The 15,719-nt window shown below is 66.1% G+C and carries 15 protein-coding genes; 11 read left to right on the forward strand and 4 right to left on the reverse strand.

All coding sequences use genetic code 11. The annotated features are described in order from the left end of the window. Window positions 1-170 precede the first annotated feature (170 nt). Window positions 171-1,169, reverse strand: a complete 999-nt coding sequence (locus CFB43_RS03995) for a 2-hydroxyacid dehydrogenase (RefSeq protein WP_089430677.1) — start codon at window positions 1,167-1,169, stop codon at window positions 171-173. Window positions 1,170-1,199: 30 nt separating this feature from the next. Further along, window positions 1,200-2,183, reverse strand: a complete 984-nt coding sequence (locus CFB43_RS04000) for a LysR family transcriptional regulator (protein WP_089494183.1) — start codon at window positions 2,181-2,183, stop codon at window positions 1,200-1,202. Between the two features lie 417 nt (window positions 2,184-2,600). On the opposite strand from CFB43_RS04000, the gene CFB43_RS38315 reads away from it, so the two are divergent. Both CFB43_RS38315 and CFB43_RS04005 read left to right on the forward strand, forming a co-directional pair. Further along, the gene (locus CFB43_RS38315) at window positions 2,601-2,879 is read left to right on the forward strand and encodes a hypothetical protein (RefSeq protein ID WP_179254797.1); all 279 of its coding nucleotides are present in this window, start codon (window positions 2,601-2,603) and stop codon (window positions 2,877-2,879) included. A gap of 57 nt (window positions 2,880-2,936) precedes the next feature. Continuing rightward, on the forward strand, window positions 2,937-4,148 hold the full coding sequence (locus tag CFB43_RS04005) for a pyridoxal-phosphate-dependent aminotransferase family protein (protein ID WP_089494184.1): 1,212 nt from the start codon (window positions 2,937-2,939) through the stop codon (window positions 4,146-4,148). A 28-nt stretch (window positions 4,149-4,176) separates the two neighbouring features. Here the strand turns inward: CFB43_RS04005 and CFB43_RS04010 are convergent, their stop codons facing one another. Beyond that, the gene (locus tag CFB43_RS04010; RefSeq protein WP_089439334.1) at window positions 4,177-5,112 is read right to left on the reverse strand and encodes a helix-turn-helix domain-containing protein; all 936 of its coding nucleotides are present in this window, start codon (window positions 5,110-5,112) and stop codon (window positions 4,177-4,179) included. Window positions 5,113-5,247: 135 nt separating this feature from the next. On the opposite strand from CFB43_RS04010, the gene CFB43_RS04015 reads away from it, so the two are divergent. The 5 genes from CFB43_RS04015 to CFB43_RS37540 all read left to right on the forward strand — a co-directional run bounded on the left by CFB43_RS04015 (window position 5,248) and on the right by CFB43_RS37540 (window position 8,925). Next, entirely contained in the window at window positions 5,248-6,138 is an 891-nt protein-coding gene (locus CFB43_RS04015) for a DMT family transporter (RefSeq protein ID WP_089424621.1), read from the forward strand. A gap of 368 nt (window positions 6,139-6,506) precedes the next feature. Then, entirely contained in the window at window positions 6,507-7,166 is a 660-nt protein-coding gene (locus tag CFB43_RS04020) for a PAAR domain-containing protein (RefSeq protein WP_089494185.1), read from the forward strand. A 10-nt stretch (window positions 7,167-7,176) separates the two neighbouring features. Beyond that, a complete protein-coding gene (locus tag CFB43_RS04025) occupies window positions 7,177-7,722 on the forward strand; it encodes a hypothetical protein (protein WP_089494186.1) in 546 nt (181 codons plus the stop codon). Window positions 7,723-7,726: 4 nt separating this feature from the next. Further along, window positions 7,727-8,437 (forward strand): M35 family metallo-endopeptidase, encoded by a 711-nt coding sequence (locus tag CFB43_RS04030; protein WP_089494187.1) that lies wholly within the window; start codon window positions 7,727-7,729, stop codon window positions 8,435-8,437. Beyond that, window positions 8,434-8,925, forward strand: a complete 492-nt coding sequence (locus CFB43_RS37540; protein ID WP_144023037.1) for a hypothetical protein — start codon at window positions 8,434-8,436, stop codon at window positions 8,923-8,925. The genes CFB43_RS04030 and CFB43_RS37540 overlap by 4 nt, the downstream gene beginning before the upstream one ends. Before the next feature lie 100 nt (window positions 8,926-9,025). Here CFB43_RS37540 and CFB43_RS04035 read toward each other — a convergent pair whose 3' ends face one another. Beyond that, window positions 9,026-10,240, reverse strand: a complete 1,215-nt coding sequence (locus CFB43_RS04035) for an MFS transporter (protein WP_089494188.1) — start codon at window positions 10,238-10,240, stop codon at window positions 9,026-9,028. Window positions 10,241-10,578: 338 nt separating this feature from the next. Between CFB43_RS04035 and xdhA the strand changes: the two genes are divergently transcribed. From xdhA to CFB43_RS04055, 4 genes are all read left to right on the forward strand, one after another. Then, window positions 10,579-12,129, forward strand: a complete 1,551-nt coding sequence (xdhA, locus tag CFB43_RS04040; RefSeq protein WP_089494189.1) for a xanthine dehydrogenase small subunit — start codon at window positions 10,579-10,581, stop codon at window positions 12,127-12,129. 18 nt (window positions 12,130-12,147) lie between these two features. Next, window positions 12,148-14,511, forward strand: a complete 2,364-nt coding sequence (gene xdhB, locus CFB43_RS04045) for a xanthine dehydrogenase molybdopterin binding subunit (RefSeq protein WP_089494190.1) — start codon at window positions 12,148-12,150, stop codon at window positions 14,509-14,511. A gap of 84 nt (window positions 14,512-14,595) precedes the next feature. Further along, the gene (gene xdhC, locus CFB43_RS04050; RefSeq protein WP_089494191.1) at window positions 14,596-15,213 is read left to right on the forward strand and encodes a xanthine dehydrogenase accessory protein XdhC; all 618 of its coding nucleotides are present in this window, start codon (window positions 14,596-14,598) and stop codon (window positions 15,211-15,213) included. 88 nt (window positions 15,214-15,301) lie between these two features. Continuing rightward, window positions 15,302-15,703 carry a polyketide cyclase gene (locus CFB43_RS04055; protein ID WP_089495243.1) on the forward strand — a complete coding sequence of 134 codons (402 nt, stop codon included), beginning with the start codon at window positions 15,302-15,304 and terminating at the stop codon, window positions 15,701-15,703. Window positions 15,704-15,719 lie beyond the last annotated feature (16 nt).

The raw sequence follows: 15,719 nt of genomic DNA on the forward strand, positions 1-15,719 counted from the left end.
AGGCGGGATAACGTCGGCGCAACGATAGCAGACGGCGCACGCACCGCGTTACATCATTTGAAACAAAGCGCGAAATTGTTGATGCAAAAGGTCGTGTTTTCAGCGGCGATCAAAAGCAAACGATTGCGGTATCGCTTGCAGCCATGAAACGAGCCGGTTTCGTCGATTTCTCAGCGATTCGCGGTCACGACGTTCTGCGGCGTGCCGGCATGCCATGCCTCGATGTTCAACAGTGTGGTGTGCGCGATCTCGGCGAGCGCCTCGCGCGTGAAGAATGCCTGGTGCGACGTGACGATCACGTTCGGGAACGTCAGCAGCCGCGCGAGCACGTCGTCCTGCAGCGGCAGGTCGGAGTGATCCTCGAAGAAGAGCCCGCTTTCCTCTTCGTACACGTCGAGCCCGAGATGGCCGAGCTGGCCGCTCTTGAGCGCGTCGACCAGCGCCTGCGCATCGACGAGGCCGCCGCGCCCGGTGTTGATCAGCATCGCGCCGTGCTTCATCCGCGCGAGCGTCCGCTCGTTGATCAGATGGTGCGTCGACGGCAGCAGCGGGCAGTGCAGGCTGACGATGTCGGCGTGGTGCAGCAATTCGTCGAGCGCGACATAGCGCGCGCCGAACGCGATCAGCTCGTCGTTGTACGGCGGTACCGAGTGCGCGAGCACATGCATCCCGAAGCCCATCATGATCTTCGCGAACACGCTGCCGATGATGCCGGTGCCGATCACGCCGACGGTCTTGCCGTGCAGGTCGAAGCCGAGCAGGCCGTTCAGCGAGAAGTCGCCTTCGCGGGTGCGCGCGACGGCGCGCGGCAGGCGGCGGTTGAGGGCGAGGATCAGCGCGACCGCGTGCTCGGCAACCGCGTGCGGTGAATAGGCGGGCACGCGCACGACCGTGATGCCGAGCCGCTCGGCGGCGGCCAGGTCGACGTGGTTGAAGCCCGCCGAGCGCAGCGCGATCAGGCGCGTGCCGCCGTCCGCCAGCCGTTCGAGGACGGCCGCGTCGACGGTGTCGTTGACGAACGGGCAGACGACGTCATAGCCATGCGCGAGGATCGCGGTTTCCGCGTCGAGGTGCGACGGCTGGAAGTGCAGCCGATAGCCGAACCGCCGGTTGGCGGCAGCAAACGAATCGTCGTCGTACTGCCGGCTGCTGAACAGGATCACGCGCACGCTGCACCTCCGAAGGCTGACGCGCGCAGTTTACTGCAGCCCCGTGACGATGTCGGAGCGGTCGGGCCCGCGCGACGGCCGCAGGAAGCCGTAATCGCTGCGTTCGCGGGCGGGCTGCGCGCTGAAGTGATCGAGCGCGTGCTCGACGAAGCTGCGCGTGCGCGCCGGCACGTACTGGCGATTCGGGTAGACGAGCGACAGTTGCGTGTCGGGATCGTCGATCCGGTAGCCGGCCATCAGCCGCACGAGCGTGCCGCTGGCGAGCGCGCTGGCGACGCACGGCTCGGGCAGCACCGCGATGCCCGCGCCGGCCACGGCGGCCGCGTGGACGAGCGCGAGCTGGTTGACCGTGCAGGCCGGGCGCACCGTGACGGAATGCGCGACGCCGTCGTGGCCGACCAGTTGCCACGCGGGCGCATGCTGGTGCGGCGCGAGCGTGACCCAGTCGTGGCCCGGCAGGTCGTCGGGCAGGCGCGGCTCGCCGCGTCGCTCGAGATAGGCCGGCGCCGCGACCGCAACGAACGGGTTGGGCGAAAGGGCGTGGCCGATCAGCGTCGGGTTGCCGTCGAGCCGGTTACCCGTGACGATGCCGACGTCGTACCCGGAATCGAGCACGTCGAGCGGCCCCTCGGCGACGGTCAGCTGCACGCGCAACTCGGGGTAGCGGCGCCGGAAGCTGCTGACGAGCGGCGTCAGCGCAAGCGGCGACAGCAGGCCCGACGCGACGACGCGCAGCGTGCCGGCCGGTTCGCGCACGGCATGCGCGACGGACGATTCGAGGTGATCGAATTCCTCGAGCAGCGCCCGGCACCCGTCGAGGTAGCGCACGCCGGCCTCGGTGAGCGACAGGTTCCGCGTGGTGCGGTGGATCAGCCGGGTGTTCAGGTGGCCCTCGAGCATCGCGATCGAACGCGTGACGAGTGCATTGGACACGCCGAGATGGTGCGCCGCGCGCCGGAAGCTCTGTTGCTCGGCGACGCAGACGAATACACGCATGGTCTGAATCTGGTTCATGGCTTGCGTATTTCTGGCCCGGTTGATTGATTATGGTTGTGGCTTTACGCCGCGCGACATCGAAAGCGCATCGCGCGGCCCTCAGTTTTCCGTCGTATCGAAAAATCGTTTTCTTCGATTCCGCAGATGATTGTTCAATACAGCGCGATATCCGTCAACCTGAGAAAAGCGGCGGGTTGCGGAAAATCGAAATCGGGAGTAACGCGTTAAACGTAGTGCTGTCTGGCATGCCTGCCGTTCAAAGGTGGCACGATATTCGGCAAGCATGTTGGATGCAAATATTGTCTATTTCATTCAATGAGTTGTGAGCTATTTGTGTGAGTTTCTTCAGGTATTGGAAGGAAGCGCGCCCCAATTCATGCCGCAATAATGGATGTTTTGGATTGTGCGAGGGTTTTGCGTATCGGATTCCGCGTGATGATTTTCATCACGGATCTGGTCTATTTCAATCGATACGGAAGTCGCGCTGAAGCGGCGACGTTGACGGAGTGCGGTGTTATTGGCGGAGAAAATCGTGCGCTTGGCGCTCGAGTGGAACCGTTTCACACCCTGGCCGGCAATCCGTTTTCAATCCGGATGACCGGTGTGCGACCCGCGCACGGCCGGCTGGCCCGGTTCGGCGACCGGGCCACCATCGCGCTGTCCGGCCGCGCGTGCCTCTTGCGCGAGGCGGCGGAACGCGGAATGATCGATTAGTTCGCCATGCAGCGCGGCGGGCGTCCGTGCCCTTCCTTTCCTCACCTTTTACCAGCCATGTCCATCGATTACTCGCCCATTCCCTGTCCCGTCGTCGTGCCGCTCGACGCGATCCTGCCCGAAGAACCGCTGCTGATGATGGGGGCCGGCCCGGTCCCGATCCCGGCCGCCGTCGCGAAGGCGAACACGGTCGTGATCAACCACCTCGGCGCGACGATGGCGAAGATCATCGAGCAGGTGAAGGAGATGGCGCGCTACGTGTTCCAGACCCGCACGAAGTGGGTGCTCGGCGTCGCGGGCCCCGGTTCGGCCGCGATGGAAATGGCGATCTCGAACCTCGCGTGGCGCGGCACGCGCGTGCTGTCGATCCGCAACGGCTTCTTCAGCGCACGGATGGCCGAGATGGCCACGCGCGTCGGCGCCGACGTCGCGACGCTCGAAGTGGCCGACCGCGCGGTCGCCGGCCTCGACGAGATCGCGGACGCGATCGCGCGCGAGCGGCCCGAAATCGTCACGATCGTGCAGGGCGAGACGTCGAACACCGTGTGGAATCGCGACCTGCGCGACATCGCGGCGCTCGCGAAGGCGGCCGGCGCGCTGGTCGTGGTCGACGCGGTGTGCACGCTGTCGACGATGCCGCTCGAGATGGACGCGTGGGGCATCGACGCGGTGATCACCGGCGGCCAGAAGGGGCTGTCGTCGATCCCGGGCGTGTCGCTGATCGCGTTCTCCGACGCCGCATGGGAGCGCATGAAGCATCGCCCCGAACCGAACGCGCACTGGTGCCTCGACATGGCGCTCGCGGAGAACTTCTGGCACAACGCCGGCTATCACTACACGGCGCCCGTGTCCGGCGTGCTCGCGCTGCACGAAGCGCTGCGGCTCGTCTGCGCGGAGACGCTCGAAAGCCGCTTCGCGCGCCACCTGCGCTGCTCGCTCGCGCTGCAGGCGGGCGTCGAGTCGATGGGGCTCAAGCTCTATGCGCCGAAGGACTGCCGGCTCAATTCAGTGGTCGGGATCGAGACGCCGGAAGGGCTTACGCCGGGAATGGTCTGCGGCCATATCTCGAAGCAGTACCAGGTCGAGATCTCGGGCTCGTTCGGCTTGCCGATCGTACGGATCGGGCAGATGGGCGAGCAGTGCCGCGAACACAACCTGTTCCGCACGCTGCATGCGTTCGGCCGCACGATGGTCGACCTGAAGGTGCCGGTCGACCTGCCGGCCGGCGTCGCGGCGCTCGAACAGGAACTGTCGCGGCGCGGCGCGTAAGCGGGGAAACGGGAAAAAGGGGCCGCGCTCAGCGGCCCTGCATCGCGCGCCGGTACGTATTCGGCGTCGTGCCATGTGCGTCGCGAAAGCGATGGCTGAAGTGGCCGGCGTTCGCATAGCCGCAGTCGGCCGCGATCTGCGCGAGCGGCAGCGCCGTCGTGCGCAGCAGCTCGCGGGCCCGCGCGAGGCGCTGCTCGGCCACCCACGCGTGCGGCGCGCGGCCGAACGACAGCCGGAACATCCGCGAGAAGTGGTACTCGGACAGCGCGGCGACGTCGGCGAGTTCGCCGAGCGTCAGCGGTTGCGTCAGGTACGTGTCGATGTAGTCGCGCACGCGGCGGCGCACGGCCGGTGCGAGCCCGCCGCGGAACGACGTGTCGGTGCGGGTCGTGCTCTGCCCGCGCAGCAGCAGGCTCAGCACCTCGTGCGCGGTCTCGTTCACGCGCAGCCGTTCGTCGGCATCGTCCCAGCCGTCCAGCGCGAGCGAGCGCAGCAGCGCGGCGACGCGCGCATCCTCGAAGTAAGTGCGGTCGGCGAGCTTCAGCTCGCGCGGCTCGCGGTCGAGTTCGCGGATCGCGCGCTGCGTGAAGTGTTCGGGCAGGAAATACAGGTGGATGAAGTGCATCTCGCCGCGCACCCACCAGCGCGATTCGTGGTCGCCCGGCAGCGCGCACAGCAGGCTCGGCGCGCCGTAGCGCGGCACGCGCTGGCGTTCGGTCCGGTAACCGCCGTCGAGGTAGCACGACAGCGTGTGGTGGCCCGGCTGCTCGTAGACCGTCTCGCTTTCGTCGGTGATCCGCGTCCATTCGGCGATCGCCAGATGGTCGCCGAGCCACGCGAAGCGCTCGAGCGTCGCGTTCGCGTCCGCGAGCGTGCGGCAGACCGACTGCAGGCCGAACGGCAGATCGCCGCCAGCCAGGGCGGTAGGGTGGTCGACGGGGGGCGCGGAAAGGGAGAGGCTCATGATGGGCCGAGTATAAGCGGGCGCGCGGCGCCGCGTGCGGCGGCCCGAAAAAGACCGCAATTCCGGACAATCGGCGCGCGCCGGGCGGCGGCATAGTCGGGATCCGTTTCACCTGCCTTTTGGATCGTTGCCGCCATGAACCTGTCGCTTTATTTCGTCACCGTGCTGATCTGGGGCACCACCTGGATCGCGATCAAATGGCAGCTCGGCGCCGTGCCGCCGCCCGTGTCGATCGCCTGGCGCTTCTGGCTCGCGGCCGCCGTGCTGTTCGCGCTGCTGCGCGTGATGCGCCGGCCGGTGCGCCCGCCGCGCGAAGCGTGGCGTTTTCTCCTCGCGCAGGGCTTCGCGCTGTTCTGCCTGAACTTCCTGTGCTTCTACTATGCGGAGCAGGTCGTGCCGAGCGGCCTCGTCGCGGTGATCTTCTCGACCGCGCCGCTGCTGAACTCGATCAACGGACGGCTGTTCATGGGCCGTCCGCTGCGGCCGTCGGCGATTGCCGGTGCGCTGCTCGGGCTGGCCGGCATCGCGTGCCTGTTCTGGCAGCAGATGGCCGGCCATCTCGACGACCACGCGACGTGGACGGGGCTCGCGATCGCGTTCGCGGGCACGATGTGCTTCTCGATCGGCAACCTGCTGTCGAGCCGGATGCAGTCGATGGGGCTGCACCCGCTCGCGACCAACGGCTGGGCGATGCTGATCGGCGCGGCAATCCTGACCGTCGGCAGCGTGGTGGCCGGGATGCCGTTCACGCTCGACACGAGCCCGCGTTATCTCGGCGCGCTCGTCTACCTGGCCGTGCCCGGCTCGGTGATCGGCTTTACCGCGTATCTGACCCTCGTCGGCCGGATCGGGCCGGAGCGCGCCGCGTACTGCACGGTGCTGTTCCCGATCGTCGCGCTGGCCGTGTCGACTGTGTTCGAGGGCTACCAGTGGTCGCCGCTCGCGGTGGTGGGGCTGCTGCTGGTGGTGGCCGGCAACCTGGTCGCGTTCGACCTGACGCGGCGGTTGTTTCTGCGGACGGCGTGATCGGCGTGCCGGGTACCGCGACGCGCAAGAGCGCGGTTATCCGACGTTCTATCCGGAGGACGACCCTCCGATGGGGAAGGTGTTCCCTCACGTGTGAATGATTGGTTTTCGACTTGAGACCGAATCACCGGCAAGCGCACCCGGCCGGGATGAGCAAGTTGGCTGCCGGATGGAAAGCAACCCCGAAGAAATCAAGCTATCGCACCGATCCCCCCGGCGTATTCCCGCGCTAGGTCGATTCAAACGGTAAAACAGAACAATTCACATCTGTTATGGGTGCCGAATCATATTCGTCCGATTGATCGACGTTTCTGATCTGGAATAGCGTCTCTAGGCAGCCATTCCATTTACTGAGACAGGGAAGCCGGATGAAAAACGAACTCAAAGCACCGACCCATCTTTTCGCCACCGTTGGCGCGCTCACGGAACGCGGTGGACGTGTCACCACCGCAACCAGCGGCCTGACATTGGCCGGATTGGAAGTCGCCTGCGTCGGCGATGTAGTGACCTACGACGACGGTAGCGAGGCCGCGATTATCGACGGCGCGGGAGACAACCATAGCGGAGGCAAGCCATTCGCGTTAGTGGGCAGCCGGTTGAGCAACGGCGACCGCATTACCGAAACGCTGCGCACTTCGTGGGGCATTCACGTGCGGGAGGGGCAAAGCGTTGCGGGCCTGTTCGATCCCACCTATGTGCCGCCACCCGCACCGCCTGCCTATAGATTGGCGGTACGTGGCGCGACAACAGCGCGCGGCGGTGCATTACGCGAGCCGTCCGGCACATGGGAAGTAGCGCCACACTTGGGCAAAGCTGCCACGATGGGCGACCTGATCCGCTATCCCGACGGCTCAACCGCGCGCGTTACGACCGGTCTGGGTTTGGCCGACCGGGCCGACTTCGCGCCGCTCGCCTTCGTTGGCAGCGAACTCGATAACGGCGACACGATCACCGATAGTCCCGACCGACAAGGCATGGCGTCGTCCGTTGTATTTAGCGTCGTCACCCGCTCGTCCATGCCCCGCTGAGGTAGCGTCCATGATTCGCTACTTTCTTGCCAAAGGCGACCGCGCCGGGGAAGCCGTGATTGTCGAAGGCCTCGACCGCGTGACCTGTTCCAATCCGCCGCCGATGGTTCATATCGCCACGCTGGATATGAAGACCTACTGTTCGGCCTGCAAGCGTGAAGGGTATATCGCACCGCAAGGGCCGCGCTGGCCAGGCACCGGCCCGAACGGCAAACAGTGGGCATTGAGCGGGGATATCAATGTCTGCGGATGCAACCCACCGCCGATCTTCTACGCTGAGCGCGGCATGCGGATGACTTTTACTGCGGGCGAAATTGCGACGCTGAATGGGCGCAAACCTGGTGCAGCCCATCTGCCGTTTGCCTCGTCGGATGCCGTACATGACGAGCAATTTACCTTGCTCGATGATGCACACCGCCCGCTCGCCAACGTTCGCTATCGAATCGTCACCGACACCGGGCAGATCTTCGCAGGCACCACGGACGCGGCCGGGCAAACAGAGCGAATTGCCACCGATGCCGCAGCATCTTTGAAAATCCATACGAAGAGGCATTGACGCAATGAGCGGTTTTTCGGGAAATAAATACGACTTCGAAGTTCAGGAAAACGAAGAATGGGTCCTCGTCCATTCGGGGGCCGTCACCAATACCAATCCGGGGTCGATGGTCTATGTGTCCATCAACACGACACCCATATGCGCGAACATGACCAACAAGGCGTTCAGGGAATTAGTCATGAAGGCCCGCGATGCGGCGATTTCGTTGATACAACAGCGTATCGCGGGTGTGACTACGTGGAACGTAGCGGAACAGGCGCGTGCCCGCCTCTACTTCGGCCGTGCCGACGACGACATCCGAACAGCCCTGGCGATCGGGCTTCCGAAGCTGCTCAACGCGATGCAAGAGCTTGTTCCGGAGAGAATTGTTCGATGGGATGACGCGATGAACAAGCAACTCACCTGCGGTGTGATACCCGACAATGGCAGCAACACGGCTGGAGTATGCAAGCCAGACTCCGAAAAACGAATTATTGCTATCTATTCGAAGTTCTGTACGATTTCAAACGGCGACTTGTGGACGGCGGCGAAGGTCAAGACACTCATTCACGAATGCACGCACTATATCGACACTTTCGATTCGGATGACATTGCGTATTCCGATACGGAATCCGGATTGAGAATTTTTGCAATGAGCAATCCCGATGGCGCGATCCGAAACGCGGATAGCATTACGGGATACATTGCTACCTTCGACAGGACGGTCATGAAATGAAGACTCACATCCAAGATGCCATCCGGAGCGCATCAGCGATGCTGGCATTATTCGCATACCTTGGCATCACGCCTGCACACGCATGCACCATAGGCGAGTCGGTTCGAATCTCGTTGCCGCTAAACGGCATTGCCGTTTCCAATGCCGACAGGCTAAGAATCGCCGACGCAGTAATCGAGGCAAAAAATTGGCCAGGCGTCGAAATTCAAGCCGTCATAATATCCGGCGCTTATACGAAAGAACGGAGCGGTGAACGGCTTAAAGATGAGCGCGCCATGGGAATTGGCGCATATCTAAAACAACTGGGAATCAAGAGTGAAAACATCGTCGTCGAAAAAAAGACATTCACCGATGAGATGGTGCGAAAGAGCGACGGAACGCTAGACTTGTATCAGATTGATATCGAACTGGTTCCCCTGTGTCGGGGCGGATGTCAAAAGCTTTGTGACGACCCTCGTGTAACGCCCCGAAGCCGGGCGATCCAGTGAGGCCAATGACGCCCGCAAAGAGCGGGCGTCATTGACTCGCGGGCGATGGTTCGCGAACGCGTTCCGCACTGCGTTCGCCGATCATTACCCTCTTCTGTCCTTATGCCGTCGCGCCGCTACCTTCGACCCGCGCCTGCCGCTGGTACAGCACCATCGACAGCGCGACACCGGCCGCCGCCGCCGCCGCCGCGAACAGGAACACCTGCGGATAGCCGAACGCGCCCGCGACATAGCCGGCGAGCGGGCCCGTGATGCCGAGCGACAGGTCGAGGAACACCGAGTACGCGGACAGCGCCGCGCCGCGGCTCGCGGGCGGCACGAGCGCGACGGCCTCGACGCCGAGCGCCGGGAAGATCAGCGCGAAGCCGAAGCCGGTCAGCGCGGCGCCGACGAGCGCGATGTGCGGCACCGGCGCGAGCCACAGCAGCAACAGGCCCGAACATTCGAATGCGAACGACACGATCGCGACGCGGAAGCCGCCATATGTCTTGATCGTGTTCGCGAACAGCAGGCGCGCGCCGATGAACAGCGTGCCGAACACGGTCAGCGACAGGGCGGCGTTCGGCCAGTGGCGCGCCGCGTAGTACAGCGTCACAAAGGTCGCGATCGAGCCGAAGCCGGCCGAGCCGAGCGCGAGGCCCAGGCCGTGCGGCAGCACCCGCGTAAACACGCTCGCATACGACATCCGTTCGCCGTGCACGAGCGGCACCGAAGCGATCAGGCGTGCGAGGTAGAAGCCGATTGCGGCCAGCGCGATCACGATCACGCCGATCAGCGCCGGATTCAGCGTATTCGCGATTGCGACGCCGACCGGCGCGCCGAGCGCGAGCGCGCCGTAGGTCGCGATGCCGTTCCACGAGATCACCTTCGCGTTGTGCGTGACGCCGACCCGGCCGATGCCCCACAGGATCGCGCCGGTGCCGCACAGGCTCTCGCCGACGCCGAGTACGAGCCGGCTCGCGACCAGCAGCACGAGGCTCGCGACCGGCCAGTGCGCGAGCAGCAGCGCGACGAGCAGCAGCACGCCCGACACGCCGCAACCGACCAGCCCGCGCAACACCGTCTGCTTCGGGCCGAGCGTATCGGCCAGACGCCCGGCGAGCGGCCGCGACGCGAGCGTCGCGAAATACTGGACGCTGATCGCGCCGCCCGCGACGATCGCGGAAAAGCCGAGGTCGTCATGGACGAAGCCCGGCAGCACCGCGAGCGGCAGCCCGATAGTCAGGTAGCAGATGAACGTGAAGCAGACGACGGACACGATTTGCAGCGTGACCGCGAACCCGCTGCGCGGCGGTGTGGCGGAATCGGTTGACATGGGGTCGGAACGAATGAACGAAACGGGCAGAGGACGGCGAAAAAGGGAATCGGGATTTTCCCATGGAACCGGTTTTCACGCAGGTACCATTTAGTTAATCGCGACCTGTTTTCCAGGATCCCGGGCGGTTGCGGGGAAGCAGAGAAGGGGCTGGGAGCGCCGTGTGGAAAGGCCGTCGGGCCGGTCCGGCGCTCATATCGCGGCAGTTATATGGGCCCCATGCGTGATGGGCTATGGGTTGCGAAATTTGATGGTGATAGCGTGCAAACTGTCAGAAAAACGTCGGTCGAGCGCAAAGCGCGGGCCGCCTTGCCCCCCATTTGAAGAACCATCGAGACATGAGTGAGCCGATCCGCTTCTACCATCGTCACGCGATCCGCGAAGTCAGCGGCGCGGACGTGACCCGCACCGTGCTGCAATACCTGCGCGAGGACGCGCATTGCACCGGCACCAAGGAAGGCTGCGCGGAAGGCGACTGCGGCGCGTGCACGGTCGTCGTCGGCGAGCTGACCGACGCCGGCGCGGTCGAGTTCAAGGCCGTCAACGCATGCATCCAGTTCCTGCCGACGCTGGACGGCAAGGCGCTGCTGACGGTCGAGGACCTGCGTCAGCCGGACGGTGCGCTGCATCCGGTGCAGCAGGCGATGGTCGACTGCCACGGTTCGCAATGCGGGTTCTGCACGCCCGGCTTCGTGATGTCGATGTGGGCGCTGTACGAGAAGCACGGCCACGAGGGCTGCGGCCGTGCCGGCACGTGCGCGAAGGCGAAGGACGTACCGACGCGCACCGAGATCGCCGATGCGCTGACCGGCAACCTGTGCCGCTGCACCGGCTATCGTCCGATCGTCGATGCGGCCGTGCAGATGTTCGATGCGCCGGCGCCGTCGGCGCCGGTCGACACGGCCGCGCTGGCCCGCACGCTCGCGTCGCTCAAGCGCGACGAGACGTTCGACTACACGACGGTCAACGGCGCGCGCTTCGCGGCGCCGCGCACGCTCGACGCGCTGGCCGCGCTGAAGGCCGAGCGGCCCGACGCACGCATCCTGGCAGGCAGCACCGACATCGGCCTGTGGGTCACCAAGCAGATGCGCCGGCTCGACGACCTGATCTATGTCGGCCAGATCGCCGAACTGCAGAACATCGTGCACGGCGACGACTGGATCGAAATCGGTGCGGGCGTGACGGTCGAGAAAGGGTATGCGGCGCTGGCTGGCCAGTATCCGGAACTGACCGAGATGTGGAAGCGCTTCGCGTCGCTGCCGATCCGCAACGCGGGCACGATCGGCGGCAACGTCGCGAACGGCTCGCCGATCGGCGATTCGATGCCGGGCCTGATCGCGCTCGGCGCGCGCGTGGTGCTGCGCGGCGGCGACACGGTGCGCGAGCTGCCGCTCGAGGCGCTGTACACGGGCTATCAGCAGAAGGACATGGCGCCGCACGAATTCGTCGTCGGCCTGAAGGTGCCGACCCGCACCGGCGCGCGCGAGAAGCTGCGGTTCCGCACGTACAAGCTGTCGAAGCGGTTCGACTCCGACATCTCGGCCGTGTGCGCGGCGTTCGCGTTCATCGCGGACGGCGACACGATCCGCGAGCCGCGCATCGCGTTCGGCGGGATGGCCGCGACGCCGAAGCGCGCGACCCAGACGGAAGCCGTGCTCGACGGCGCGCAGTGGCACGAAGCCACCGCGCAGGCCGCGATGCAGGCGCTCGAGCGCGACTACCAGCCGCTGTCCGACATGCGCGCGACGAGCACGTACCGTCTCGATACCGCGAAGAACCTGATGTACCGATTCTGGCTGGAGACGCGCCCGCACGACCCGCTGCCGCCGCAAGCCCTGAATGTGCGTGAAGTGGCCGCCGAACCTGGCACCGACGCGGCGCGCGTCTGAAGACGGAGAACACCGAACATGAACCAGCAAGCAGAACCGTTCCTGAGCACCCTCGACCCGCAAGCCGACGCCGCGCAGGTCCACGTATCGCGCGCGCACGAATCCGCGCACCTGCACGTCAGCGGGCGTGCCACCTACACCGACGACATCCCGGTCGTCGCGGGCACGCTGCACGCGGCGCTCGGCCTGTCGGCGAAGCCGCACGCGAAGATCGTGTCGATGAACTTCGACGCGGTGCGCGCGACGCCGGGCGTGGTCGCCGTGTTCACGGCCGACGACATCCCGGGCGTCAACGATTGCGGCCCGATCATCCACGACGATCCGGTGCTCGCGAAGGGCATCGTGCAGTTCGTCGGCCAGCCGATGTTCATCGTCGTCGCGACGTCGCATGAAACCGCGCGGCTCGCCGCGCGCCGCGCCCAGGTCGACTACGAGGAGCTGCCGGCGATCCTCACCGCGCAGGAGGCGCGCGCGGCCGAAACCTACGTGATCCCGCCGCTGAAGCTCGCGCGCGGCGACGCGGCCGCGCGGCTCGCCGTCGCGCCGCACCGCGAGTCGGGCGAAATGCTGCTCGGCGGCCAGGAGCAGTTCTACCTGGAAGGGCAGATCGCTTACGCGGTGCCGAAGGACGACGACGGGATGCACGTGTACTGCTCGACGCAGCACCCGAGCGAGATGCAGCACCTCGTCGCGCATGTGCTCGGCGTCGCGTCGCACAACGTGCTGGTCGAATGCCGCCGGATGGGCGGCGGGTTCGGCGGCAAGGAATCGCAGTCGGGCCTGTTCGCGTGCTGCGCGGCGCTCGCCGCATGGAAGCTGCTGTGCCCGGTGAAGCTGCGTCCGGACCGCGACGACGACATGATGATCACCGGCAAGCGGCACGACTTCCATTACCGCTTCGACGTCGGCTACGACGACGACGGCCGCATCGACGGCGTCGCGCTCGACATGACGTCGCGCTGCGGTTTCTCGGCCGACCTGTCGGGCCCGGTGATGACGCGCGCGGTGTGCCACTTCGACAACGCGTACTGGCTGGGCGACGTGAACATCGCCGGCTACTGCGGCAAGACCAACACGCAGTCGAATACCGCATTCCGCGGGTTCGGCGGCCCGCAGGGCGCGTTCGCGATCGAGTACATCCTCGACGACATCGCGCGCGCGCTCGATCGCGATCCGCTCGACGTCCGCTATGCGAACCTGTACGGCAAGACCGAACGCAACGTCACGCCGTACGGGCAGACGGTCGAGGACAACGTGCTGCAGGAGCTGCTCGGCGAACTCGAAGCGACGAGCGACTACCGCGCGCGGCGTGCGGGCGTGCGCGAATTCAACGCACGCAACACGGTGCTGAAGAAGGGCATCGCGATCACGCCGGTGAAGTTCGGCATCGCGTTCAACGTCACGCATTTCAACCAGGCCGGCGCGCTGGTGCACATCTACACCGACGGCTCGGTGCTCGTGAACCACGGCGGCACGGAGATGGGGCAGGGGCTCAACACGAAGGTCGCGCAGGTCGTCGCGCACGAGCTCGGCATCCGCTTCGGCCGGATCCGCGTGACGGCGACCGACACCAGCAAGGTCGCGAACACGTCCGCGACCGCTGCGTCGACGGGCTCGGACCTGAATGGCAAGGCCGCGCAGGATGCGGCGCGCCAGTTGCGCGAGCGGCTCGCGGTGTTCGCGGCGAAGCAGTTCGGCGACGGCAAGGTCGATGCGGCCGACGTGAAGTTCGCCAACGACATCGTGTGGGTGGGCGGCAACGGCGTGCCGTTCGGCGAAGTGATCGCGAAGGCGTACCTCGCGCGCGTGCAGCTGTGGTCCGACGGTTTCTACGCGACACCGAAGCTGTATTGGGATCAGTCGAAGCTGCAGGGCCGGCCGTTCTACTACTACTCGTACGGCGCGGCCGTGTCGGAAGTCGTGATCGACACGCTGACGGGCGAGATGCGCACGCTGCGCGTCGATGCGCTGCACGACGTGGGCGCGTCGCTGAACCCGGCGCTCGACATCGGGCAGGTCGAAGGCGCGTTCATCCAGGGGATGGGCTGGCTCACGACCGAGGAGTTGTGGTGGAACAAGGGCGGCAAGCTGATGACGCATGCGCCGTCCACGTACAAGATCCCGACGGTGAACGACACGCCGCCGGAATTCAACGTGAAGCTCTTCAAGAACCGCAACGTCGAGGACAGCATTCACCGGTCGAAGGCCGTCGGCGAGCCGCCGCTGCTGCTGCCGTTCTCGGTGTTCTTCGCGGTGCGCGATGCGGTGGCCGCGGTCGGCGATTACCAGGTGAACCCGCCGCTCGATGCGCCGGCGACCGGCGAGTCGATCCTGCGTGCGGTCAGCGCGGTGCGTGCGGCACGCGCCGGTCAGGCAGGCTGAGATGAAACGGCCCCCCCGTTCTCTTCGTTCATTGCCCCCCGAGGGAGTGGTCAGCCCCCTTGGGGCGGCCCGGCGGAGGCCGACATGAACGGCCCCGCCCGCTCGCGCCGCACCGCGCCGGACCCGGCGTTCGCGCCGGGCACCGGCCAGCGCAACCGCGCGACCGGCACGCCGGCGCCGATGCACATCGTGCTGTTCGGCGCCGGGCACGTCGGTCACGCGCTCGTCACGCTGCTCGGTGCGCTGCCGTGCGTCGTGCAGTGGGTCGACACGCGCGACGAGCTGTTCCCGGACGAATGTCCGCCGAACGTGCAGCCGGAGCCGACCGACACGCCGGAGGCCGTCGTCGACGCGGCGCCGCCCGGCGCGTACTTCCTCGTGATGACGCACAACCACGCGCTCGACTTCTCGCTCGCCGCGCAGATCATGCGGCGGCGCGACTACGCGTACTTCGGGATGATCGGCTCGCGCACCAAGCGCGTGAAGTTCGAGCGCCGGCTTGCCGCGCGCGGCGTCGATCCGGCGCGGCTCGTGGAGATGGTGTGCCCGATCGGTGTCGCGGGCATCGTCGACAAGGCGCCGGGCGCGATCGCGGTGGCCGTGTGCGCGGAGCTGCTGCAGGCGCGCTCGGGCATGCCGGTGGCCGACGCGAAGGCCGCCGCTTCGGGGCATGCGCGCGACGACGTGTCCTGCGCGCGGTAGTCACGCGCGGCCGGCGCAGGGCCGCGCGATTTTGCATACACTGCACGACGACGCGCGGCATCGGGCCGCGCCTTACCGTGCACGTGCCATGTCCGATCATCAGGTTTATCTCGACACGCTCGATGCGAGCCTCGTCGCCATCGAGCGCTGGCTGTCCGGCGTCGATACCGCGCCCGAGGCGCTCGACGCGCTGCTCGCCGCGTTTTCCACCGAATTCACGATGATCCTGACCGACGGCCGCGAGGTCGATCACGACGGTACGCGCGTGCTGTTCGACAAGCTCGCCGGCGCGAAGCCGGGGCTGCGCATCACGCTGTCGGACACCCGCGTACTCGCGGCCGATGCGTCGCATGCGACGCTCACCTATCTCGAAGCGCAGCACGCGGCGTCGGGCGAGCTGCCCGCGCGGCGTGCAACCGCCGTGTTCGAGCGCGACGCGGCGGGCGTCGTGCGCTGGACCCATCTGCAGGAAACCTTCTGCACGGGCTGAACCCGAGCGGCCGCGC

The organism is Burkholderia sp. AU15512 (genome assembly GCF_002223325.1).
Taxonomy (GTDB): domain Bacteria; phylum Pseudomonadota; class Gammaproteobacteria; order Burkholderiales; family Burkholderiaceae; genus Burkholderia.